At 58.0% G+C, this 25,252-nt stretch carries 15 protein-coding genes and 4 tRNA genes; 6 read left to right on the plus strand and 13 right to left on the minus strand.

The genetic code is table 11. From position 1 onward, the window contains the following. Positions 1-21: 21 nt before the first annotated feature. The 7 genes from AUJ55_12550 to AUJ55_12580 all read right to left on the minus strand — a co-directional run bounded on the left by AUJ55_12550 (position 22) and on the right by AUJ55_12580 (position 3,497). Positions 22-972, minus strand: a complete 951-nt coding sequence (locus AUJ55_12550) for a spermidine synthase (GenBank protein OIO53990.1) — start codon at positions 970-972, stop codon at positions 22-24. Positions 973-1,018: 46 nt separating this feature from the next. Then, on the minus strand, positions 1,019-1,417 hold the full coding sequence (locus tag AUJ55_12555; protein OIO53991.1) for an S-adenosylmethionine decarboxylase proenzyme: 399 nt from the start codon (positions 1,415-1,417) through the stop codon (positions 1,019-1,021). Between the two features lie 115 nt (positions 1,418-1,532). After that, positions 1,533-1,608, minus strand: a tRNA-Lys gene (locus AUJ55_12560). A 76-nt stretch (positions 1,609-1,684) separates the two neighbouring features. Then, positions 1,685-1,760: transfer RNA gene (locus AUJ55_12565), tRNA-His, on the minus strand. A 21-nt stretch (positions 1,761-1,781) separates the two neighbouring features. After that, positions 1,782-1,858 (minus strand) — tRNA-Arg (locus AUJ55_12570). A gap of 78 nt (positions 1,859-1,936) precedes the next feature. After that, positions 1,937-2,013, minus strand: a tRNA-Pro gene (locus tag AUJ55_12575). A 104-nt stretch (positions 2,014-2,117) separates the two neighbouring features. Beyond that, a complete protein-coding gene (locus AUJ55_12580) occupies positions 2,118-3,497 on the minus strand; it encodes a hypothetical protein (protein OIO53992.1) in 1,380 nt (459 codons plus the stop codon). A 71-nt stretch (positions 3,498-3,568) separates the two neighbouring features. Here AUJ55_12580 and AUJ55_12585 point away from each other — a divergent pair, with 71 nt between their 5' ends. From AUJ55_12585 to AUJ55_12600, 4 genes are read left to right on the plus strand one after another with little or no spacing between them, the layout of a single operon-like run. Continuing rightward, positions 3,569-4,186: an aromatic acid decarboxylase gene (locus AUJ55_12585; GenBank protein ID OIO54050.1), complete on the plus strand. Its 618-nt coding sequence runs from the start codon at positions 3,569-3,571 to the stop codon at positions 4,184-4,186. Then, positions 4,183-5,313, plus strand: coding sequence for a hypothetical protein (locus AUJ55_12590; GenBank protein ID OIO53993.1), 1,131 nt, complete (start codon positions 4,183-4,185; stop codon positions 5,311-5,313). Before AUJ55_12585 ends, AUJ55_12590 begins: the two co-directional genes overlap by 4 nt. 53 nt (positions 5,314-5,366) lie before the next feature. Further along, positions 5,367-5,888: a hypothetical protein gene (locus AUJ55_12595; GenBank protein ID OIO54051.1), complete on the plus strand. Its 522-nt coding sequence runs from the start codon at positions 5,367-5,369 to the stop codon at positions 5,886-5,888. A gap of 3 nt (positions 5,889-5,891) precedes the next feature. Continuing rightward, positions 5,892-6,602, plus strand: a complete 711-nt coding sequence (locus tag AUJ55_12600) for a hypothetical protein (protein OIO53994.1) — start codon at positions 5,892-5,894, stop codon at positions 6,600-6,602. A gap of 2 nt (positions 6,603-6,604) precedes the next feature. Here AUJ55_12600 and AUJ55_12605 read toward each other — a convergent pair whose 3' ends face one another. From AUJ55_12605 to AUJ55_12625, 5 genes are read right to left on the minus strand one after another with little or no spacing between them, the layout of a single operon-like run. Then, positions 6,605-7,708, minus strand: a complete 1,104-nt coding sequence (locus AUJ55_12605; protein OIO53995.1) for a 3-dehydroquinate synthase — start codon at positions 7,706-7,708, stop codon at positions 6,605-6,607. A gap of 22 nt (positions 7,709-7,730) precedes the next feature. Then, the gene (locus AUJ55_12610) at positions 7,731-8,297 is read right to left on the minus strand and encodes a hypothetical protein (protein OIO53996.1); all 567 of its coding nucleotides are present in this window, start codon (positions 8,295-8,297) and stop codon (positions 7,731-7,733) included. Then, positions 8,294-9,805 (minus strand): hypothetical protein, encoded by a 1,512-nt coding sequence (locus AUJ55_12615; protein ID OIO53997.1) that lies wholly within the window; start codon positions 9,803-9,805, stop codon positions 8,294-8,296. Before AUJ55_12615 ends, AUJ55_12610 begins: the two co-directional genes overlap by 4 nt. 21 nt (positions 9,806-9,826) lie before the next feature. Further along, complete coding sequence (locus AUJ55_12620; GenBank protein OIO53998.1) at positions 9,827-10,366, minus strand: hypothetical protein; 540 nt, start codon at positions 10,364-10,366, stop codon at positions 9,827-9,829. 7 nt (positions 10,367-10,373) lie between these two features. Next, positions 10,374-20,957: a hypothetical protein gene (locus tag AUJ55_12625; GenBank protein ID OIO53999.1), complete on the minus strand. Its 10,584-nt coding sequence runs from the start codon at positions 20,955-20,957 to the stop codon at positions 10,374-10,376. Between the two features lie 757 nt (positions 20,958-21,714). On the opposite strand from AUJ55_12625, the gene AUJ55_12630 reads away from it, so the two are divergent. Both AUJ55_12630 and AUJ55_12635 read left to right on the plus strand, forming a co-directional pair. Next, positions 21,715-22,161, plus strand: coding sequence for a hypothetical protein (locus AUJ55_12630; protein ID OIO54000.1), 447 nt, complete (start codon positions 21,715-21,717; stop codon positions 22,159-22,161). After that, a complete protein-coding gene (locus tag AUJ55_12635) occupies positions 22,162-22,419 on the plus strand; it encodes a hypothetical protein (GenBank protein OIO54001.1) in 258 nt (85 codons plus the stop codon). A gap of 278 nt (positions 22,420-22,697) precedes the next feature. On the opposite strand, the gene AUJ55_12640 is transcribed toward AUJ55_12635, so the two are convergent. Then, a complete protein-coding gene (locus AUJ55_12640; GenBank protein ID OIO54002.1) occupies positions 22,698-25,220 on the minus strand; it encodes a hypothetical protein in 2,523 nt (840 codons plus the stop codon). Positions 25,221-25,252 lie beyond the last annotated feature (32 nt).

The raw sequence follows: 25,252 nt of genomic DNA on the forward strand, positions 1-25,252 counted from the left end.
CACTCGGCTCGCTACGGACGCTCAAGCCCGACAGACTCCTAGGCTGTGGTCCAGATTAAGCGCGATCTCATCTTCTAAGGCTGGAGAGCCCACGTGGATAATCTCAGCCGGTTGTTTCAACACTTCACGCACAAAGTTCGGCATTGCAAACACAGCCTTGTGCGTGGCGCCGTTATAATACTGAAGATCTGATAGGGCTCGTTCGGCAATACGCCGATCCACTTCTCCTTCGCTCAGCGCCAAGGGGTCGACATCGTCTGATGCCACCGCCATCGCCCACCAAGTGCCATACAGCGGCACATAGACCAAATAGGGGCAGACCACGCGAAACACCGACTCCAAGGTCTTGATGATCCGATTGAAAGTGTTCGGCCTGGATATGGGTGATTCGACATGAAGCGACAACACCCCGCCCGGATTGAGCGTCTGCTTGCATGCCGCATAGAACTCATGGGTATACAGCGCCAGCGATGGGCCGAAAGGATCGGTAAGGTCGAGGATTACCTGATCGTATCGATCAGAGGTCTGTTCAATATAGGCCTTGCCGTCCATGATGCGAACATCAAGCCGTGGATCTGAAAAAACGCCCCGGTGGATTTCGCCGAGGTATTCTTTGGCCGCCTCGACAACACCACCGTCGAGTTCCGCCATGACCACCTTTTCCATGCAGGCATGCTTAAGAAGCTCTTCGACCGTCCCGCCGTCACCCCCACCCACCACCAGCGCAGACCGGGGCCGGGGGTGGGCAATGGCAGGGACATGAGCGATGTTTTCGTGGTAGAAGAATTCGTCCCGCTCGGAGGTCTGGAAGACCCCATCCAGGCGAAGCAACCGACCAAACATCGGTGTCTCGAATACTTCGAGCGACTGAAACTCGGTTGCGCTTTGCACAATCCGCTTGCCGACACGCAGGAAATAGCCGTAGTTGGGATTGAGCTGCTCTAGGAGGAAGCGCTCGTGCGAGTCGGCCATGCCTTTTCTCTCCTTCTACACCCGGAGGGCGGCGATTCGACGGTCGTTATTCCCGCTCAACGCAGTGAAACTTGGGATTGCCCGGCTGATAGGTTGCGACCAGAGAGTTAAACAACCGGCGCGCTTTGGCTCTGTTGTCGCTGGTGTAATTGCAGACGTACACATCCAACGTGACGTAACGCTTTTCTGGCCAAGTGTGGATCGACAGGTGCGATTCAGCCAAAACAACCACCCCCGTCACACCTCCATCCTCGCCAAATTGATGGAAGTAATTACCAACCACGGTCAATCCCGCCGTCTGGACCTGCTCGACACAAAAATCGCGAAGGAAGTCGGCATCGAAGAAATAACGGTCTTCACCTTGGCATTCATAGAGATCCCCAATGAGATGAAGACCCACGCTGAGTTGCTCTACCTGGGGAACAGCTTCCACCGGTTGTGCCATCGTCACCCCCTGATGTCGGGACAGAGCCCACTTACGTGCCGCAAAAATCCGCGGCAACCCACAAAAGAAGAAACCCCGCCGGAGGTAAGCCCGGACGGGGTTCGTGGCAAGGTATTGGTGGGCCGTGAAGGACTCGAACCTTCGACCCGCTGATTAAGAGTCAGCTGCTCTACCAACTGAGCTAACGGCCCACACCTCGATGACCACCCACTTTAACCGGCTCGTGGCGCCAGAAATAAGTGGGGGCCTATGGATACACGCAATGAATGGGGTGAGTGAAGGGACTCGAACCCTCGACAACCGGAGCCACAATCCGGGGCTCTACCAACTGAGCTACACCCACCATACAACACAACATTTAAATTGGCGCGCCTGGCAGGAATCGAACCTGCAACCTACGGCTTAGAAGGCCGTTGCTCTATCCGGTTGAGCTACAGGCGCTCACATTGCCGGTCGATCACAACGCTTCAAATGCCTCCTGCTCGGCTTGCAGGCCTGAGGGGACTTTCAAGCCAAGGTTGGTCGGGGCGAGAGGATTCGAACCTCCGGCCCTCTGCTCCCAAAGCAGATGCGCTACCAGACTGCGCTACGCCCCGTCCCATCCGTGAGCCCCCAGACTCGGCTTTTGGGCCGGGATCTCCAGGGGGCGCGAACTATACGGAGCCCCCCCTACCCCGTCAATAATCGTAGCGCCCCTTTTTCACCATAAATCCCCCCCCTCCAAACGGAACAGTTCCGTGACTTTGGCGACGTTTTTTGTCGAAGTCACGATCAGCAGGTGATCGTCCGCCTGGAGTGTGGTTGCACCTGTAACCGGGATGCTGATTCCTGCCCGCACAATCCCGCCCACCACCGTACCCTTGGGAACCGGCAACGCAGCGATGTTGACCCCTTCAAGCGAGGAGCCCGACGAAATCACCCCCTCCAATAGCTCAGCCCGCTCCCGCAGGGTCACCGAAGCAGCAATCAGCCCTTCACGCATCAACAGCAAAATTTGCGACACCGTGATGAGCCGCGGCGACAAGGGCACATCGACCCCCATCTGGCGGGCCAAGTGCATGTAGGTGGCATTGTTGACCAAGGCAACGGTCTTGCGAATACCGCTGCGCTTACCAAGCAGCGCCGAGAAAATGTTGATCTCGTCGCGGTCGGTCACCGAGATGAAGAGATCTTTGCCATGGGCCTCCTCCGCCAAGAGCTTTTCATCCAGCACCGAACCCATGACCACCGTAAAGTCTTCTTCTGAGGCATCTAGGATTGCACGGGCCCGCTCCTCATCGAGTTCAACCAACGTCACCCGGACCCCCTGTTCGCGGCATTGTTGGGCTAACTTAGCCCCAACCTGCCCTCCACCTGCGATCAGAACCGAACGGGCCGCGTGTTCCGGTTTGCCCATCAAACCCATGGCGCGTGGAAGTTGATCAACTGGACAGATGAAATAGACCTCGTCGTCGTCCTGGAGCACTGTGCGCCCCGTGGGCATCTCGATCTCTTCGCCCCGAAAAACCGCCACAACCGTGAATGGAAGCTCTCCCAGCAAGGCGGGCAGGTCGCGCAGCGCATGGCCCAAAATGTAGGCGCCGACATTCAGTCGCACCCCGATCAATGCCAGAAGACCATCCGCCAGGTACTGCACCTCGAAGGCGCCGGGGGTCATCACCAAACGCATGATCGCCTGGACGACCTCCCGTTCGGGGGAAATCGCCAAATCCACAATTCCGGCGCCATCGCGCCCGAAGAGCTCGTCGGCGAATTCGAGCAACTCGTCGGTTTCCAACCGCGCCACCGTCGTTGGTGTATGAAAAATAGCCCGAGCCAACCGACAGGCGACCAAATTGACCGCCTCGTTGTCGGTCACCGCAATGACCGTCTCCATCTCGTGAGCGCCTGCCCGCTCCAAAACACTGGGCCGCAGCACATCACCCGCCACCGTGGCAACATCGGCTTTTTCGGCCAGATCGGCACACAACGCCTTATTGCGATCGACCACCGTGACCATGATGTCGCGATTGCGCGAGAGCGACAGCGCCAAATTGGCACCAACTTCACCCGCCCCAAGAATCAGGATGCGTTTTTCCACCTACCCCTCCAAGGTTGCATGAGACGGGACGGTCAGTGGCCGCCCTTCGTCGCTTTGACTACCATCTACCCATGAACCCACAAACTCATCCCATCGTTCTGGCCGTGACTGGAGCTTCCGGCGCCCCATATGCGGTACGCCTGCTTGAGACCCTGATTCGCCAGGATATTCCTGTATCGCTGCTGCTCTCGGACGCGGCTCGCGTGGTCTTGAAAACCGAATGCGATTGGGTGCTTCCCGATGATCCGGCTGGCACATCCCAAGCGCTTCAATCGCGCTGGGCAGAACGGGCAACCCTTATTACCCCCTACGGATTACGGGATTGGTTCGCCCCTCCCGCATCGGGCTCCGCCCCCTCTCGGGGAATGGTGGTCTGCCCATGCTCGATGGGAACCCTGTCGGCCATCGCCCACGGAGCCTCCGACACCTTGATCGAACGGGCCGCGGATGTGCATATTAAGGAAAAACGCCCTTTGATCCTCGTGCCCCGTGAGACCCCCCTTTCGCCCATCCATTTGGGCAACATGCTACGCCTCGCGGAGCTGGGGGTTCGCATAGTGCCCGCGATGCCAGGATTCTACCATCACCCCCAAGGGATCGACGATTTGATCAACTTTGTTGTCGCCCGAATTCTGCAATCGCTGGCGCTCCCCCAAACCTTGGTTCCAGCCTGGGGCGAACCGTCGTGAATATCGCCTTGGGTATGATTCCCCATTCGCTCCGTTTGCTCGGATTGTTTCTGACCATGTTCTGGACGCCTTTTACGGCTTGGAGCGCCGACGGCGGTTTAACGGTTGGCCACGCCACCGCTGAAATCGAATTGGGCAACAGTTCCGATCCCCAAAAGGAGGCGTTTGAGGCGGCCATCCGGGCCGGCTTTTTGCAGGTTGTCCACCGCTTTGCCCCCCGCTATCGCTGGAGCGATCTTGACACCAAAATCGCCCGCATCGCCCCGGCCCCATTGGTGAAAAACCTCTATCCTCGAACCGTGGAATGGCGCCCAAAAACCCTTTTTGTCGATCTGGCCATTCAATTTCATCCCCAGAAATTGGCCGAGGCTCTAGGATCGATCGGTTACTTGGTCTTCCCCCCGTTTCCCCATCTCAATATGGCCTTGCTCATTCAAGAGCCGTTCCGCTCCCTCACCCCAGACCCCCTTCACCCCGTCGAACCATCCCCCCCCACGAAACCCCTTCCTGCGATGTTGAGCGACCTGAGCAAGGAGCACGGGTGGCCTACAACGACGATTCCGTTGGCATTTTCTGATTTTTCAATCGAACCGCCGACCCCCGAATGGTTAGAGGCGTTGTTGGTTCCAAGGATTCGCACCGGGGAGTTGGGCTGGGTTGTTGTCGGAACCACAGTAGAGTCCCGCAATGGCCCCCTTTTTACCGGTTGGTCAGGCTGGATAGACCAAGACGGGCAGGGAGAAGTCCACTCCTTGGATCAACTGGTGGGCGAAGGGGGCGTAGAGGCATTGGTACAAGAGCAGTTCAACGAATTGCTGGATCGTTGGTTGGAACTCAAGGGCAGTCAGGGGCAAGTGCGTTATTCGAGGCTGCTTCTGGTTCGCGGATTCGACGATATCTCAACTGTCTATCGCATGACCGCGCAGCTGCGCCGCCTGCCCCAGGTCGACGACTGCCGCTTTTTACGGTACGACGACGAGGGGTTGACCCTGACCATCGACGCCCACGGTCCGGCCATCGACCTTCCTCGCGCCCTCGAACGGCTGGGGTTTGGACGACCTGAGGATGAAACCGACCGGCTCGCCATCAACCATTTGCGCTCCAGCCCCGTCATCGAGGAACGGTGAATCCCTCCCCCTATCGCCACATCCCCAACACCTTGACCCTGCTTCGGATCGCGATGGTCCCCTGGCTGGGCTGGACCCTCTGGAAGGGCGAGTGGAGTTGGGCGCTGGGGATCCTGCTGGCCGCTGGCCTGAGCGATGCCCTCGACGGTTATTTGGCCCGGCGCTTTCACTGGCGCTCCCGGTTTGGTGCGGCGCTGGATCCATTGGCCGACAAATTGATGCTGATGACCGCCTTCGCCACCCTGGCCGCCAATGGCGCCGCACCCACGTGGCTGGCGTTTCTGGTGTTATGGCGCGACGGATTGATCCTTTACGGCGTTGTGCATTTTTTCCTTACCCGCGGTCCATTGCCGATGCGACCGACCTTGCTGGGCAAAACCACTACCGCAGCCCAGATCTTCTACGGGGTCTGCCTGATTATTCTCAATTGGTTGGGCATGGTGGCGCTGAGTCAAAACCCGATCTTGATTGCCCCGATTGTGGCGCTGACCATCTTTTCAGGGCTGGATTACATCCGCATCTGGTGGGGCGACATGCAGGCGGTCCCGCCGCGCCGTGTCCGCCCCCAGGTTTAAACTATGGCCCAACCGACCCTTGACATCCTGGGACGTGCTCCGCGGCGCTTCGAGAGTTTTTTGGCCTCCTCCCACAACCGAAACACCGTCGCCTTTTTGGAACGCTTGGCCCGAGGGCAAGAACGGATGCCGCTCCATTCCCTGGGCATCGTCGGACCGGCCGGCAGCGGCAAGAGCCATTTGCTTGAAGCCTTCGCTGCGGTGCGCGGGGTCGAGGTCACCCGACCGGAGCAGGTCCCCTCCCCGGTTGACGAGGCCTTTGAGCCGTTTGTGTTTCACCACCTAACGGCGGGCAGCGTCGTGTTGGACGATGTGCAGCGGTTGAATACGACAGCGCAGGAGGGAATGGTCCACCTGTATAACCGTCTGAAGAACCAAGGGGGGATGCTGCTGTATGCCAGCAGCGGCAGTATTTTGGAGCTGGATCTGCTTCCCGACCTACGTTCTCGGCTTTTGTGGGGACCGGTTTTGCCGCTGTTCGAGCCGGAGGAGGAGGAGCAGCTGGCCATTGCGGCGCAGCTCGCCCAAGAGCGAGGGTTCAACCTACCAGAGGGAAGTGAGCGTTGGCTTACCGAACAGGGTCCACGGCGCATCGGCGAATTGATCGCCCTGATGGATGATCTGCACCGGGGCTCGTTGACGCTGCGCCGTCCCATCACGCTGGTGCTACTGCGGCAACAATGGCGGGCGATGCACCCCTCCCTTCACGACTGACGTTACTCCGAAGCGCCCAAGGCTATCAGCGCCGAAATCACCTCCTCGGTGGCAACATCGTCGGCGATCACCCCTTGGCCGATCCCCTTGAGCAAAATCCAGCGTGCCTTCCCGCCGATCCATTTTTTGTCGCGCCCCATCGCCTTCAGGTATTCGTCCACACTGAACGAAGGCAGGTCAACCGGCAGATTCAAACGCCGTAGTAGAGGTGCGATTCGACTGTAATCGGCATCGGGTAACCAACCCCGATTGCGAGAAATCAACGCCGCCACACAGTGACCAATAGCTACCGCCTCCCCATGCCGGAATTGGCAGTATCCGGTCAAGGCCTCCACGGCGTGCCCTGCCGTATGGCCCATATTCAAAAGCGCCCGAACCCCCCCTTCGCGCTCGTCTTCGCCAACCACCTCGGCCTTGATCCGGCAAGAATCGGCCACGATGCGGGCCATCATTTCGGGATCAAGGGCGGCAATGGCCTCGACGTGGTTTTCAAGCAGATCGAACAATGCCGGATCGCGAATCAATCCGTATTTGACCACTTCGGCCAAACCGGCGGACCGCTCCCGGGGCTCCAGAGTCTGGAACACCTCCAAATCGGCCCAAACCAAAACGGGTTGATAAAACGCACCGATCAGATTTTTGCCCAGGGGATGGTTCACCCCGGTTTTGCCCCCCACCGATGAGTCAACCGCCGCCAAAATGGTGGTCGGCACCTGCACGAATGGAACACCTCGGTAATACGTCGCCGCGACAAAGCCGGTGATGTCTCCGACGACCCCCCCGCCCAATGCCACCAATAAGGTCTGGCGATCAGCTCGAAAACGTTCGAGCAATTGATCGTAAATCTCGGAGACCGTCCCCAAGTGTTTAACAGTCTCGCCATCGTCGATGGTGACCGTCCCCACCTGAAAACCGGCCCGACTCAGACTTGCCTCCACTCGAGCGCCATAGAGGGGGCCAACCACCGCGTTGGTGACGACAACCGCCTTGCGACCGGCGTGTTGAGCCGCCAATCGCGCCCCCAGCCCGTCGAGGTGGTGCTGGCCAATGACGATGTCGTAGGCTCGTTCGCCCAGAGAAAGATGGACTACCGTGGGAGCGTTCATGGGGAGCAACGATCTCGCAGATTTAAGAAGAGGGGGAGGGATAACGCCGGCCGATCCACAGGATCAACGGCGCCATCAGCAACGCCGAAACGGCAGGCGTCACCAGGATGAAATCGCGTCCGATCAAGGTAAAAGCCACAAAGGTGGTCACAATCCCGGTCACGAAGCCGTTATTCTCCCAGAAGAAGAGCCACTTGGCCCGCATCACGTGTTGCCGTGCCCGGAAGAAGAGCCCCGCGTAAAGCCCCGATCCCACAATCAGCAGACAAAGCACCGGCATCAACCAACCCTGAAACTGGAAGGTACTTAAGAGTGCGGCCCCCAGGTAATAGGACGCTGTTCCGCCCAGCAAAACCCAAACCTCAAGATCCTCACCCTTGCGCCAGGCTAGGCCAAGCACGCTGCCCACCAACCAGGCAACGGTGACCGTTAAATAGGTGGTGTAGGCGCTGGAGAGGTAGAACTCCACCGTGAAGAAAAAACTGAATTGAAGCACGGCGAACATCCAACCGATCCCGAAGAAGATCGCCGCCGCACCAAATCCAGCCCCGCTACGGGGGGGGTGAACAACTGCCGCTGAATCACTCATGGCTTAGCTCCATACCGAGACACAAAACGCTCCCACCCCCGCTCCAAGACCGTGTTGAGGTGGTCAATGGAGATCGGCTCGACCCCGGCAGTGATATCCCGAACCTGTTCGGTGGAATATAGGGTTGCCTGACCCCGTTCGCGCCGGTTGACCCCAGCCTGTAGATCTTTCATGTCAAAACGCAGGTGGTCGCCTGCATAGGCAAATCCCCGGTCGGCCCAGCTGCTGGAAACCACGAAGACCTGGTCGTAGACCCGAAGCAACGCTGCCGAAATCTGGGCAGGACTGCGATCATTGCGCTGCAGCAAGCCCGAGAGCTGAACCGCAATGGCCCCATCGGGCTTTAATCGGCTCTTGACCATCCGGTAGAACTCCTCGGAGTGAAGGATCGCCTCCTGAATCACCAACGGCGACGGCACATCCATGACCACCAAGTCGTACAGCTTGTCGTGGGTCATCAAAAAGTGTTTGCCGTCGTCGACTTCAAGGTGCCAGCGCTTTTTGTCGGCCAGGTGGTTGTAATCGGGGAAGAACTCCATCCCTGCGGCGGCCACAGCCCCGTCCAGCTCCACGGTGGTGACCTCCCTGGCATACGGGTAAACGTGATCGACCGAGGCCATCGTCCCCGAACCAACCACCAGCACATCGATGGGGCCGTTCTTGGATTGAAGCTCCGCCGGAAGCCCGGCCAAGTACACGTTGAGCGCTTCAAGATCTTGCTCGTCGAAATTCCGCAGCCCATTGAGGTAGATCATGCGCCCCCGAGCATCGGCGGCCCGCACCACCTCCACCTTTTGATAGGGGGAGTTAACGCTGTACATCACCTCAATTTTCGAAAATCCGTGTTTCTTTTCATACAGGTACGCAGTGGATGGAAAGTCGAAGCCGTTGAAGTCGAAGGGATAAATCACGACGAAGAGGGCCAGCGCCGCCGTCACCTGTTTGTTACGCCAGAGCAGGTGCAAGATGAAGGTCAGGCTGACGAGGTAGACCAACATTACGTAGAGGAATCCTGCTTGACCTACCGTGAAGATCAGGGCAATGCCTGCCACCGCCCCCGACAACTCCAGGGCATAAGCACTGGGCAAACTCAGCCCCTCCCCGTCGTCCCGCGGTTCTTCGTCGATGAACAGGGGTAAAAAAATGCTGTAGAGGGCAGAAAGCAAAAGCGCCCACCCCAGCACCAACAGCACAAAACCCCACCCGTTCAGCCCGATGTCATACAAGTATGCGGTCACCACCCGGGGCAAAACCGGCAGGCTCCAGTGCAACAAAAAACTGATGAGGGAAAAGGCGAAAAAAACTTTTGGGGAGATACGATCCGAGAGGGCGTACCCCAGCGACAAGCCTAAAAAATAGGCCAACGTCACCAGAATAATCACCACCTCCTCGCCATAGAGGATGGAGGTGAACTCCCGGACCATTACGAACTGCAGGATGAAAAGATTGATGCCGCTTAAGAAGAGGATCCAACGGCGGGTTGAAACTTGGGCAACGTGAGGCGTCACAGCAGCTCCTATCTGCGTTGGTCAATCAGGGCCAGCAGCGTTGTTCGAACTTCGTATCGCGTCGTGGTATCCGCTCACAAGTTCTTGAATGATTTGCGGGATTTTACCTTTGGCGTCGACTCGGCGATGACTTGCTTCGGCGTACAGAGGAGCCCGCTCTGTGAAAATCCTGCGCATGCGCTCGGCTGTATCTTGAGGATTGCCCGCCACAAGGGGGCGACTACTGCCGGTCACCCGCCGAATGAGCAACTCGATGGGGGCATCGAGCCAAACCACCCAGCCGGTTTGTTTCATCAAGGCCCTGTTGTCTGGCGACAGTATCGCCCCACCCCCCGTTGCCACCACTAGAGCCGGACCGTTGCACACCTTCTGCAGGGCCTCCAGTTCACGCCGCCGAAACCCCTCTTCCCCCTCACCGGCAAAAATATCGGGTATCGACATCCCCGCTTGATGCTCGATCAAGGTGTCGAGGTCGACAAAAGAAAGGCCGAGGGCTCTTGCGAGCCCCCGGCCGATGGTGGATTTTCCGGCGCCCATCATGCCGGTCAGAAAGATGTGCATGGGGGGGTTAGTTCACCGTGATATTGATGGTTGCGGTGTACCCACCACAATCGACCGTCACCGCGATGGTATCTGCCGGCGCCGCGGTACCCGGGATGGTCGCCGTCACCGTCACTTGCCCGCTGGCATTGGTAATACCGGCTGCAGAGAGCGTTAGACCCGTCAAGGTTGCACTCGCCGCACTCGGCGCCTGCGATACGTTAGCTTGGACCCGAGGAACGATATTGCCGCCGCTGTCCTTGACCGTAACCACCGCAGAAATGGCGGTACCAGGCGCACTTTTAAGCGTTGCTGGCGATGCCGTCAGGGTCAACGGCGCCAAAGCCGCATATGAAGATGCGTTGTTATAGACATTCCACACCCCATTAGCCGCCGTCTCAGCATGCAACATTACGGGGTAATACATGTAGGCGACAGGGTAGGTCAGCACAACCTTGGCGATGCCGGACGTCGTCGTGGCACTTCCTCCAACCTTCGCGTACTGCGCCCGTCCAATCACATACTGATCAAGAGCACTGGTTTCGGCGAAATTATTGAAGACGGTTAGGTTGGTCGTGCTGTTCACGGCACTGATGTAGTGAATCCCCATATCGGTACCTGCAGGGCTGCTGCTGACGTAAATTTTGTCGCCTACTGCCACGCCACCCTGGCCATTGTTGCCCGTCGTATAGTCCAGAAGCGCACTGCCATCGGTGAAGGTCGCTGCACCGGCTGTCGTGCTGCCCTGCGTCACTGCCGCCGGGTAGGTCCGGGTCGTGTCGGTTTGCGCACCCATGGTCCAGTAATCGATCAAGCCGAAGTAAACAGCGGTCCCATCCGGAACAGGATTACCGTACTGATCCAGGACCAAGGCCGAAACATCGCGGCTATACGATCCATTGTTGTTGTTGGTAATGGCGCTATTGCCATTGTTGAGCAAGACAACCAACGAGTTAGGAGCACCCGAATTGATGGCGATGGGAGCGCTGATGGCGGTTACCGGGGTTCCTAACAGCGCTCCGGTTTGATCCTTCACAGCCTGAAACTGAACCCGAACCGTACCTGGAATCGTGCCCGCCTTCAGGTTGACCGAAGCCTGACCATTTACGGTGGTCAGCGGCAAAGCCGCCCCGCCATTCCCACTGGTGGTGACCCCATCGCTCAACAACTCGCCACCGTTGGGGCCGGAAAGAATCTTCACTTCAACGTTGTTTCCTGCGGTCGGATCCGTAATGGCATTGCCCGCTTCGTCAACCACCGTCACCGTCAAGGTGGTGGTATCGGTTCCCTCTCCCAGAACAGAGATGGAAGCCCCACTCACCGCAACACTCATCGAGACAGGGTTGAACGAACCGGTCGCGGTACCCGTAATCGCTACTGTTTGAGTCAACGATCCACCGCTGGCCGTCGCCGTGAAGGTGACACTCGTGACACCCGACGAGGGGGCCGTCCAGGAGAAGGTCGCAATTCCAGACGACGTGGTGGCAGTCACTGCTGCCAACGTCCCGGCCGTAGCCGAAACGTTGAACACCGTGCCGTTGGCCAAGGGGTTGTTGTTGGCATCGACCGCCACAATCGTGAAGGTCGCGGTTGCCCCGGCGGCTACAGACGAAGGATTACTCAAAATTCGGGAGGTGGTTGCCCCGATGTTCATGACCCCTGGATTGAAGGTCACCTGCTGAGTCGAGGTCAGCCCAGAAGCGGTCACGGTAATGGTGCGCATTTCAGCAACCTTACCCGCATCAACGGTCACCGTTGCAACACCACCTGTGGTCGTCGCCGTAACGACATTGGCCGTAGTCGCACCACTGGTCAGCGTTCCACGGTCGGTCACGAAACTGACCACCGTCCCATCGATAACGGCATTGCCGCTGCTGTCCTTCACCGTTGCCGTCAACGTCGACGTGTCGATGTTGTTTGCGGTCAGCTGAGAGAGGGAGACCGCTGTCGTTAGCGTCAGTGTGCTGCTTGAAGCCGAATTGACCGTCAACGTGCCACTTCCAGTGATCGCCGTACCCGTCACCGTTGCTGAAACGGTATGCGTCGCCACCGCACTGGGGGTGAAGATGGTTGTCGCCGAGCCGCTGGAGGTCGACAGGTGGCTTGCTCCGAACGTCCCAGCAGACGTCGATGCCAGATCAACGCCGGTTCCATCCAATACAGCATTCCCGGTGGCATCGGTCACCCGGACCGTCACCGTCGTACTGCTTCCGGACTGAACGTTGTTGGGTGATAAACTCACAGCCACATTGCTTGCTGTACCCGGTACAAAGCTAATCGCTTGGCTCTGCGTCAAGCCGGATGCGGTTGCCGTCACCGCGCCAGCACCCACCGTGGTCGAGCTCAAGGTCACCGTGGCCACACCGCTGGCATTGGTCACCGCAGTGGTCGCTGACAACGAGCCGACCGTTGAGGTAAAGGTCACCGTCACTCCATTGACCCCATTGCCAACGGCATCCTTAACGGTTGCCGATACCGTGATAACGGCGCCTGGCACCGCCACCAAATCGGCTGTTTGGGTGGTTTGATCCACAGCCAACGTCATCGAAGCGGCGCTCAAGGTGTTCACCGTGATGTTGGTGGTCACCTGAGCCAAAGCCCCCACCGTCGCGCCAATCGTCACCGTGCCGGCAGCCGCCGGAGTCACCGTAATCGAGGCGTTGCCGCTGGTTGTCGTCACATACAGGGACGACAGGGTCGCGCTGGTCGCCGTGGTCTCGGCAAAGGCCACCTGGGTCCCATTGGGAACCGGGTTGCCCTGGGCGTCGAGCACGCGCGCCGTCACCGTCGTGGTGTTGCCCAGCGAAACATTGTTCGGAGTCGCCGACACCGTCACCGAAGCCGCCGCTCCGCCAATCATTTGCACCGTGCCGCTCGCACTTACACCACTGGCGGTCGCCGAAATCGTTGCCGTTCCCACCGTCGAACCGGCAGTCAGGGTCACCGTGCTGATACCGGTGACGCCAGTGGCCGCGACCGCTCCCACCGTAACGTCACTGTCGACACTCACCGTCGGAGTCACCCCAGAAAGCGGAGCGCCCGTGGCGTCGCGCACCGTCACATCCACCGTGATCGTCGAGGCGCCGTCGGCCACCAGCGTCGGTGCCGACGGGGTCACCGTCACGCTGCCCACTGCAAGGGCATTGGCCGTCAAGGTGGCGTTGGCCGTGGCCGCACCCGAGGTTGCGGTCAAGGTATGAGCGCCAGAGGCACTGGGGACGAAGCTGGTGCTCACCGAGCCGCTCACCGTCGAGGCTACTGTTACGCCAAACGTCCCGGTTCCGCCGCTGAAGGTCACCTGAGTGCCGTCAACCACAGCGTTGCCCTTCGCGTCGGTCACAACGGCGGTCACCGTCGTGCTGGATCCCACCTGAACATTGCTCGGAGACAACGTCACCGACACACCGCTGGCGCTCCCCGCCACAAAGCTCAGTGCTTGGCTCTGAGTCAGACCCGAGGCGGTCGCCGTCACCGTCGCGGTTCCCGTCGCCGGTGAGCTCAACGTCACCGTGGCCACACCGCCGCCCGCTGTCACAGCCGTCAGCCCCGACAGAGTCCCCAAGGTGCTGGTAAAGCTCACCGTCACCCCGTTCACCCCATTGCCCGCCGAATCCTTGACCGTCGCGGTCAAGGTGATCAGCGAAGCTCCGTCGGCGGTTTGAACCGTCTGATCCGCAGCCAACGTCATCGAAGCAGCGCTCAAGGTGTTCACCGTGATGTTGGTGGTCACCTGAGCCAAAGCCCCCACCGTCGCACCAATCGTCACCGTGCCGGAAGCCGCCGGGGTCACCGTAATCGAGGCGTTGCCGCCGGCCGTGATGGCATACGTTGCCGACAAAGTCGAGCCGGTGGCAGTTGTCTCAGCGAATGCGACCTGAGTGCCATCAGGCACTGGATTACCTTGTGCATCCAAAACACGTGCAGTCACCGTCGTGGTTTGACCCAACGCAAGGTTATTCGGGGTCGAGGACACCGTGGTGGAGGCAGCTGCGCCGCCAACGAGCGCTACCGTCACCGATCCACTCACTCCACTTGCCGACGCTGCAATGGTTGCAGTTCCAACAGCAGAACCGGCAGTCAACGTCACCGTACTGCTGCCATCGGCCCCTGTTGCTGCCACAGCCCCAACCGACATGCCGTTGTTGGCGATGACGCTGGGGGTCACCCCAACCATCGGGGCCCCACTGGTATCGTGCACTCTGACTGCAACGGTCATGGTTGCAGCACCATCAGCAACCAACTGGCTTGCAGATGGTGTGACCGTCATCGATCCCACCGCCAGACTAGCCACTTGCAAGGTCGCCGTACCTGTAATAGCGGAACCGGTCACCGTGGCAGTAATCGTGTGGGTGCCGTTGGCGCTAGGCGTGAAGGCGGTGCTGGCAATTCCATTGAAGGTTGCCACATGGGCTATCGAGAAAGCCCCTCCAAGATTCGAAACCAAGTCAACGCCGGTTCCATCGAGCACGGCATTTCCGGTGGCATCGGTGACTCGCACAGAGACTGTCGTACTCCCCCCCAACGTCACATTGCCCGCTGAGAGGGTTGTGCTTGCTGCGCTAGCGACTCCCGGCACAAAGCTCACCGATTTGGCTTGGGTCAAACCCGAAGCAGTGGCGGTGACAGCGGCGGTGCCAATGGTGGTTGAGCTCAGTGTCACCGTTGCCAAACCGCCCCCTGCCGTCGTTGCCGTTAAAGCTGACAACGCGCCCAGGCTACTGGTGAAGGTCACTGTTACACCGTTGACCCCATTACCGGCGGAGTCTTGAACCGTGGTAGTGAAGGTAATCAGAGATGCGCCATCTGCGGTCTGTGAAGTCTGGCTGGCCCCCAGCGTCAGAGAAGCGGCGCTCAAGGTGTTCACCGTGATGTTGGTGGTCACCTGAGGCAATCCGCCAACCGTCGCTCCAATCGTCACGGCCCCTGCAACTGCCGGATTCACCGTAATTGAAGCATTGCCGTTAACCGTAACCACGTTGAGGGCGGACAACACCGCTCCGGTGGCGGTGGTCTCTGCAAAGGTCACTTGAGTCCCATTGGGTACAGCATTGCCCTGAGCATCTACAACGCGTGCTGTGACCGTTGTGGTTTGACCCAATGCAACATTGTTCGGCGTTGCAGCGACCGAGACTGTTGCCGCAGCGCCGCCAATGAGGGTCACGGTCCCGGTACCACTGATACCGCCGTTGGATGCGGTGATGGTGCTAACCCCCACCGTTGCACCCGCCGTCAATGTTGCCGTGCTGACGCCGTTGGCATCGGTTGCAGTCGCAGCACCAACCGTGACCGCATTGTCGGCGGAGATCGTTGGGATGACCCCTACCACCGGCGCTCCACTGGTATCGAGCACCTTGATGCTCACCGTTGTTGTTGAAACAACATCGGCCACCAACTGCGTCACCGCTGGGACCACCGTCACCGCTCCTACCGGCAAGCTTCCCACCTGCAATGTTGCAGACCCGGACACCGCGGGCGCCGAGCCTGTCACCGTAGAGGTGAGGGTATGGGCTCCCGCAGTGGTGGGGGTGTAGGTTGCGGTAGCAGCACCGCCCAAGGTCGAAAGATGGGTCTTTGAGAAGGTGCCGCCCAGGCTGGATGCCAGATCGACCCCTGTTCCATCGGCAGCTGCATTACCCGTCGCGTCGGTTACCGCTACCGTCACGGTTGTTGAAGAGCCGAGGGAAACCGTGCTGGATCCAAGCGACACGGCGGTATTTGCCGCCGCACCGGGAACGAAAGTGACTGCTGCCGTCCCGGTCACTGTGGAGGAACTGGCTGTGACGTTTGCACTGCCTGCCACTGTGGAGGCTATGGTTACCGAGGCGGTGCCATCAGCCAGGGTCGTTGCCGATACCGCCGACAAAGTCCCGAAATTACCGGAGAAGCTGACCGGCTGCCCCGACATCAAATTGCCAGAGGTATCTGTGATCACGGCCGTCAAGGTCACCGCAGACCCATTTGCAATCTGTACATTTTGACTGGGCGTTAAACTAATACTGCCCACCGGCAGAGCGCTTACGTAAAGCGCGCCGGTGGTCGATACGCCCGCACCGGTCACCGTGGCAGTAATGGTGTGATTACCCGCCGCGGTCGGGGTGAAGGATGTCGTGGCAATGCCCCCGACCGTGCCCACATGAATTGCCGTGAAGGTCCCGCCCGCACTGCTGGAAAAATCGACCCCAGTGCTATCGGCCACCGGGTTGCCCTGCGCGTCGAACACACGGGCGGTTAGGGTGACCGCCGTCCCCAAAGCCGTGGCATTGGGCGCGACATCAAGCTGCGCCGTATTCGCATTGCCGGGAATAAACGAGATCGTTGTAGTTTGCGGCGTAGCCGATCCTGTCGTAGCCGTCACGGCACCCTGACCGACTACGGTCGAACTCACGGTAATCGAAGCCGCTCCTGCCGTGGTGGTTGCTGAGGCAGCGCTCAACGTACCGAAGGTCGTCGCAAAATCAACCGACGTACCATCCGCAACCGGACCACCGCTGATTTGCACCACATTGGCAGTGATGGTCTGCGCTGTGCCATCCGCCACCGCTTGGATTGAGGTGGGACTTACGGTCAAGAACGCCGCGCCAGGGGCTGCAAAGGGAGAATCGCCGAGCTTCCCGTAAAGGGCATCGTCATGGTTGGCAGGCAACCGGAAGAGATGCTCCGAGGATGTCTCGGTACCCGAGACCAATACAGAGGCGCGAAGCCGTGCGGTGATCCAGTTGGCGTTGGCCTTGGGGTAGATCATCTCGAAGTTGGCCACCCCATTGGCATCGGTGGTCACGGTACGCGGAACCGAGCCAGATGCCGTGTTGGGGGGGGTCAAAAGACCGTCGCCGTTGGCATCTTCTGATACGTCGAGAACCAGGTTTTCGTTGGCATCTTCGTTGGGATAGGAGCCGGTAATTTGGGCACTGGTCAGTGGTGTTCCATCGAGCAATTGGCCATATACCACGTAAGAACCCGTTGAATACTGGGACGGCCACAGACTCAGGGTCACAATGGAGTTTGCAACGGGGTTACCGCCCGCATCGGCCACCATAACCGCCATCGGCACTTTGTAGAGGGCCGAACTTCCTCCTCCAGCATCGACGACTTGATCCAACGCTGCTTCGCCGACAATTACCGACCCGGCAACCCCACCGATGATGATCGAGGTCGCTCCGGTCAACGTAGTCAAAGGCGCCTGCCGGAAGACGTCGGCCTGAACCGTGACCCCATTGGCACCTGAACTCAAAGCACCTGCCGAGAAGGTCGCAGTGGCAATGCCACTGCTGTCTGTGTAAGCGATGGAGGGACTGACCGACTCACCACCCCCAATGGGGTTGGGTAACGAAAATGCCACGGGCACATTTCCGACAGGCTGTCCGCTGCTCGTCTGAACCTGGGCCCGCAGTGTGGTTGTGTAGACGCTCGCCGCGGTGCTGATTGGCAACGTAGAGGCGGTCGCCTGGAGACGTACGGTCGCTGCGGTCGAGATATCAGCAGAGAAGGCGATCTGGGTATTGGCCCTATTTGCTGAATTGGCGTCGTCATAAATCAGCACGTTGGCCAACCCAGCACCGCTGGAGGTTAAGACCGCCGAAACGGAGGCGGGCGCCGCAAGGGCCGACACATCTTTCGAAACCACCCGTTGGCCTGCAACCCCATCCAACTCGCCCAAAGTGGTTGCAAAGGTGACAAAGTGAGTCTGACCGACCCCCAATCCAGGGTTGGGAACACTCACTGTGACCGTCACTGGAGAACCGATGGTCTGCGGGAATGGGCTTGTTGCCGGAGCAGTTACAGATAGAACATTCGCAGCGGCATTGACCGTCAAATCGAGGTTCCATGAGGCGTTCAGCGCTGATGCGGTTAATGTCACCGTTCCTGCGGAAATACCGGTAATTGCGGTTTGAACCTGACCATTGATGTCGGTTGTCCCCAGTGCAATGGCCGCCGTCGTGAGCGGAGTAACTCCAGCTAAGACCTTGTTGTTGATGGACGCCTTCAACGACACAGCGGTGTTGTAAACCGGTTTCCCGCCCGCATCGAGCACTGTCACGGTTATGCTGGAGCTATCGCTCCCGTTATCGGTTACAGAAGGGGCCGAGGCGGTTGCCGACACGGTGGAACCGCTGATCTGAACCGGGATTTGGCGTGACAAAACACCTATCGTGGCGGTGATGAGCACCACCTGATTTTGCGGATCGACCGATCCAGCAGAGAACGACACCGTCGCCTTGCCTGACGCGTCGGTCACGGCGTTTCCTGAGCCGAGTTGACCTGCCGCTGCTGCAAAGCTGACCGTGGCATTGGGGATGACGACGTTGTTGGCATCCAGCACGGTGGCGGTCAGGGTCGCAAAGTCGCTGCCGTCCGACTTCACCGAAACTTGGCTCGTACCCAGTCCAAGGGAGGTGGGCACCGCTGGCGTAGTCACCGCAACAAAATCGACTGAAACAGTCTGAGGAGACGTACCCGTGACCGAGGCGGTAACCACCGCATTCCCCGTCACTGCCGAAGACAAATCGACGCTCGCTTGACCCGCCGCATTCGTTACTGCCGTTAGGGCAGTAAGTGCACCGAAGGTCGAAGTAAAACTCACCGTCACCCCAGATGCGGAGTTCCCTAATGAATCTTTCAAGGTCGCCGTCAAGGTTACCGGGGTGCCGTCCGCGTATTGGCTGAGCTGCGACGCCAACAACGTCACGGAGGTCACCTGCGGCGACATCACCGTAAGGTTATTAGATGCGGTTGCGGCTGTTCCCGTCACGTCTGCCTGAATGGTGACGGTTCCCGTGGCGTTTGGGGTCACGGTTGTCGAAGCGACGCCACCGGTTGTGGTGGTGTAGACGGCCCCCAATGTTGCGCTGCCGGCCGTCACCGAGAATTTGATTTGGGTTCCATCCGGAATCGGATTCCCGTTGACATCGACGAATCTCGCCGACACGACGGGCAGGGTCGGATCGCCAACCGCCACGTTGTTCGGACTGAAACTCAACGTACCGTTTGCAGCAACACCCCCCACAAATTGTACATCGGCGCTGGTTTGTACCACGCCAGATGTAACCGTGACCGTTGCGGTTCCTATTGTGTTTTGAGTCGTTAGCGTCACGCTGGTCAGACCAAACGAATCGGTCGCTAGCGGCGCACTCAATAGCCCCAGATTCGTTGAGACAACAGGCACAATCCCCACAATTGGCGCCCCGGTTGCGTCGGTTACCGCTATATCGAGGACGACACTGGCGGCGCCATTCGCAACCAAGGGGGCATTGCTGTTGAGTTGAAGTGAAATGGCCCCCACCACAGGGGCGGCGACCTTCAGTGACGCCGTTCCCGGCGGGATTGTGACAATGCCTAACGGAAGATTTTGGACCACGCTGGCAGACAAAGTCTCATTGCCAGCCGAAGTCGGGGTATATGTAGCCGTGGCGATTCCACCTGAGGTTTGCCCATATTGCTTGCTCCACAGGCCGCCTAGCCCAGTCGATTGAAAATTGACGACCGTGCCATCCTCAACCGGATTGCCATACTGATCGGAGACGACCGCACTTACACCCACCGAACTTCCCAACAATGTGTTGGTTGATGTCAGCGAAATACTGCTTTTTGCAGGAATCCCCGCAGCAACCGTAAATGTCTTAATCCCGGTTTGGTAGCCGGATGCCACGACCGAAACGACCCCAGAGCCTGGCAAATAGGATTGAATCGTAAAAGTGACGTTACCACTGGCATCGGTTGCAGGCAGAGGGAATGGGGCAACCACACCCATGGTGGTTGAAATGCTAACCGGAACGTTTGATGCCGAGTTTCCAAGGGCATCCGTCAAGTTAACGGTGAAGCTCAAGGGGGTGTCTGTTCTCCCGCTGCCCCCCGTGATCGTCATCGTCCCCGAGCCACCGCTGATAAACGGTGAATTCAAAACCAATCCAGCATCGACATCGGATTGCAAGACAGGAAGGCTAAATGGATAGGTGTAAAAATATTCGGTCCCCGAAACGCGCACGCTGGCCTTGATATCGTCGTCGATCCACGCCGCCATCGCCTTGGGATAGATCAGCACGAATGAGGCTAGCCCGTTTTTGTCGGTGGTCACCGAGGCGGGAATCGTGCCCCCGGCTGCGTTAGGCGGTGTCAGTACCCCATCACCATTGGTGTCTTCGTCTACCGGAGATCGATCATGAATAAGGTTTTTGTTGGTGTCTTCGTTGGGGATGGGATTGGACCGAAACACCTGCCATTTTAATGTGGAAACGCTGGTGCTGGTCCCACCCGAGGTCGTTGTGATCGTCGAATCAGGAACCTGTGCCCAATAGCCCGTGCGGTAGTAGGACGGCCAGATTTTGAGGCTCACTGCGGTGTTGGCCATGGGGCTGCCGCTACCGTCGACCACCAGCGCCATCATGGGCATGGTGTAATAGGTATCGTCGCTGGATGCGGTCCCGACCGTGCTTCTGCCCAAAACAATGGATGCAGGTACCCCCCCGATAATGATCGAGGTTTGCTGTGCCGTTCCAAGTAGGTTCGTCGTTGGATCGATGATCTGGGCTTGAACCGTGACCCCGTTGGCACCACTGGCCAACGAACCTGCCTTGAAGGTCGCCTGGACGACGCCCGATGCATCGGTAAAGCCCACCGTCGGGGAAACCGTTTCCCCTCCACCGGTCGGATTGGTGATCGAGAATAAAACCGGCACCCCCGCAATGGGCTGCGAGGGTGCTGGGGTTCGAACCGTGGCTCGAAGGATGGTCGAATTGGATGCCCCCCCAACGCTAGCTGGCAATTGAGAAACATCAGACTGCAGGGTCATGCTTGGATTTGCCACAAAGGGGGATGCAATGACTACCGTACGCACATCGCTGTACACATCGGGGTGATCGGGATCGTAAACCCTTATATTGGCCACGCCCGAAGTGGTGGAGGCCAAGGTTGCAGTCGCACTTGTCCCCGAAAGGGTGCAAACCACAACTGCTGTACCTAGCCCCGTTGCAGCTGGAGCTGGAGCGTTCCCTGTGACTGCGGTCCAAGTCCCTAATGTCGTTGCAAAGGCAATCCTTGTTTGAACAGGAGTTCCCGTTGCGGCTTTATTCACCGCTATTTTGATGGCATTGGCTTTGGGTGTGGCGGGGGTCCATAAAACCACCGGGGCACCGGCTGTTTCTAACGCGGGGGGCGTCGCGCTCACGACCGGAGAGGTAATCCTAAAAGCATTGGCTGCCGCACTCACCGTGTAGTTCTGCGTTTTGGTTTGATCCCCAAGACCCTTAGCCTCAATCACCAAGCTCCCTGTGCTCCCAGTGCCGGTTCCCTCAATCGTAACGGTGGCCACACCAAACCCATCTGTTTGCGCCGAAAGGGTCTGAAGTGGCTGGGGCGCAGAGGCGTTTACGTCCGTGATCGTACCCGTGGCGGGCAGTGGGATGCTTGGGGAAGTAACCGTGAAATCGATCAGTGCTCCCGCAATTGGGTTGCCCCCCGCATCCAAGGCGGTCGCTTTCAACGTGTCTGTGATCGGGTTGGTCGGGGGTGCCGCCGTGGTCAGCGAGGTGGTCGTCGTCGCCAACGAAAGGGTCGAGCCCCCGACCGCGATTTGGAGGGTTTGTTGGGGGAGGGTGCCGACGTTAGCGGTGATCGTCGCGAGTTGGTTGTTTCGATTACCTGTTCCCGATGAGAACGTCACGCTGGCTACGCCATTTACATCGGTCGTCGCTGAAGCTGAGCTTAATTGGCCCGCATCCGTCGTAAAAGTCACCGGGACTCCGGCGATCACCGCATTGGCGGTATCAAGAACGGTTGCCGAAACGGTTGAGGTATTGCTGTTGTCGGATTTAACGCTGTAGATGGTGGCGCCCAACGACAGGGTCGCAGGTATGGCCGATACCGTTGTACCCGCAGCGGTTACAATGACACTTGTTGTGCTGGAAACCGATCCGCTTGTTGCTGTGACGGTGACCGTTCCGGCAACATTATCTTTAATCGTGGCGGTGAAAACGCCGGATGATGAAGTTGTCCCCGAGAGCGGTGAGAGGCTTGCCGTCGCACTGCTCGTAGTCAGTGCAATTGTGGCCCCAGAGACCGCGGCCCCCGTGCTGTCCTGAGCTAGGACCGTGATGGTCGAAGTCGTGACGCCATCACCCTGGATTGAGGCAGGGTTCGCTGTCATTACCAAGGCTGCAACCGTTGGCGTCGTCGTTCCGCCAGAGCCGGAACTCGATGTAGGGTTCTGATTGCCGCAGCCTGAAGCGACCAACATCGCTGCAACCCACGCAACACCCCAACCCTGCACCATCCAATTACGAAGACGATTCATAGCCGCCACCTTGTCTTTTTCCTGCTTAGTGAGTTCAGCAAACAGCGCGCAAGTCCCATTGCTTGGTTACAACGAGGTATCCGCCCGTTCGACTTTCTGAGGGATGTTGACGATTTTCGGTGTGATGAAGATCAACAACTCGCTCTTGATGTCCGCATCGGTATTTCTCTTGAACAACCAACCAAAGAACGGCAAGCGGGAAAGCAAGGGAACCCCCTCAGTCTGCTCCGACTTGTTTTGCTCAAAAATCCCCCCCAGCACCACGGTATCACCGTTCTTTACAAGCACATGGGTTGTCAGGGTTTTTGTGTTGATTGAAGGTCCTGCCGCTCCCGCCGCAGTCGCGGTATCCACCGAATTTTTCGTGATGCTCAGGTCAAGGCTGATTTGGTGGTCGGGGGTCACCGTGGGTGTTGCCTTGAGTGTCAGGGTCGCATCGGCGAATTGTGTCTGGGTTCCAGCGGCTGATGTGGTTTGGTAGGGAACTTGCTGTCCTTGAGTGATCGTTGCCTCAACATTTTGGGTGGTAATGACCCGTGGGCTCGACACGATCTTTGCCTGATTCGCGGACTCCATGGCGGAAAGCTCCAGATCCAATGAGATCTTCCCATCAAGCGACGCAAGACTAATCCCCAGCGCGCTACTTCCCGATGAAGCCGGTAAATTTACCAACAATCCTCCGCCTCCAGACAAAGAACTACTAGAGGTTCCATTGATGCCCTGAATTCCTACAGACGCGGGAAAATTAAACACGCTATTCTGCCGTGAAAATTGACCACCCCAGGCGATGCCAAGTTGTTGATTGAAGTTGTTTCTAGCCTCCACAATACGCGCTTCAATTAACACCTGAGGCGTCGGAGAGTCCAGTTTAGAGATCAATTCTCTGAGCTTGGCAATATTTCGTGGCTGATCACGAATAATTAGCGCATTGGTACGCGCATCGACTGATATCACCGCGCTCTCAAAATTTGTTTCGTCTTGGGGTTGTCCGTCAGCGGCACCTGTTGCCGTGGCGCCCCCTGCTTGAACCGTTGTTTTGCCCTTGGTTTTAGCTCCAGCTTGGATCAAGGAATCAAGGACATCTTTGAGATCCGATGCTTTAGCCCGAAAGACCGGGACAACCTCGATCACCATCGGCTGATACAACGCATCAAGTGTTGTCTCTGCTTGAGCTTGAGTCGCTTTTCTTTTTTGCAGATCCGCAGCCCGCATCACATGAATAACATTACCTATTCGTTCTTTGACGAGATCTTTTGCACTTAAAATCAAATCCAAGGCTTGATCCCATGGCACTTGATCCAGCTTAAGCGTCACCGACCCCGTTACCTCGTCCGAGGCAATAATGTTTAGACCGGAATATTCGGCAATAATCTTGAGAGCCTCGTGTATCTCCAAATCATTGAAGTTCAAAGAAAGAGGCTCTCCAACATATTCGGGTGTCGGCGGAAGACCTGCCAACTCCCTCGCCTTTTGTGGTGTCATTACACGCAACAGAATTTTTCTGCCTTGAGTGAACAACTGGTGCTGAGCGTTTCTATTGGATACCTGGGCAACCAACTGCACACTTTCACCTGACTGGTAAACATCCAGTGTTGAAACTTCGGTTTCGAAGTCGGCGACGGTCATGCGTTTTGGTCTCATCCCGAGACGAGAATTACTAATATTTAAAATTAGGTTTTCGCCATCCCTTTTGGCTTCCACAGTGGGGCCAGCTTTATTAAGGCTGATTTCAATTTGAGCGATACCGTCGACCTTTTTAAATTTGACGTCTTCAACGGAAACCACCTCTCCCGAAGAAGCGGTCGCCCCCAAGCCCAAGCGAATCTTGAGATTATTGCCCTCTTTCTGAACTTGAAACGGCAATTCCCGATCTTCTGCAAGGCTTACGACAATGCGCAATCGATCATCGTATTGCCCAATTTGAATCGTTTTCACCCTGGGGCTCTCGACCACAAAACGATTGCCTTGCATGCGACTGACGGCGTGATCCAGGTCGATCACCAGTCGTTGAGGCCCCTTCAGCTGAAAAACCTTTGGATCGCTCCTCCACTGTCCCGAAACAGGAAGAACGATCTCCGTACCGTCAACTACATCCCGCAACCTAAATTCACCAACTTGCAGGCGGTCATCTCCATTGGCCCCCATAACCCGGGTCTGCAAGCGAACCTTTAGCCCACCACCCGGTACCGGCTCTGTCGAAAAATCGACCGGCCCCACCAGCGCAAGCTCGATGCGCACAGAGGAGCCCGATAGCTCTTTTCTTACTTGGGGCACCACACTGCTCAACCATGTTGTCGGCTGAGACAATGCATTTACATTCTCACTAAGTCTTGCCCCAGGAAGATTAATCACGATACGGCGGGGTTGATTCATTTCAAAAGCTTGAAACGTAAGATCACCATGCCAATCAATACGGACGTACGGACTGACACCATCCTCCATGAAGGCAAGATTGGTAACCTCAGGAACGGAGACTACCGTCTCCTCTTCTTGCTGAGTCGTTGCGCACGAGCCAAGCAAAGCCGTTGAGCCTACGAGCAGGGCCACGGTCATTGTTCTGAGTTTAAACCATTCAAATATTCGACTCATGGGTCGCCTCATGATGCACATCAAAGCAATGA

The organism is Proteobacteria bacterium CG1_02_64_396, from assembly GCA_001872725.1.
GTDB lineage: Bacteria > Pseudomonadota > MNWR01 > CG1-02-64-396 > CG1-02-64-396 > CG1-02-64-396.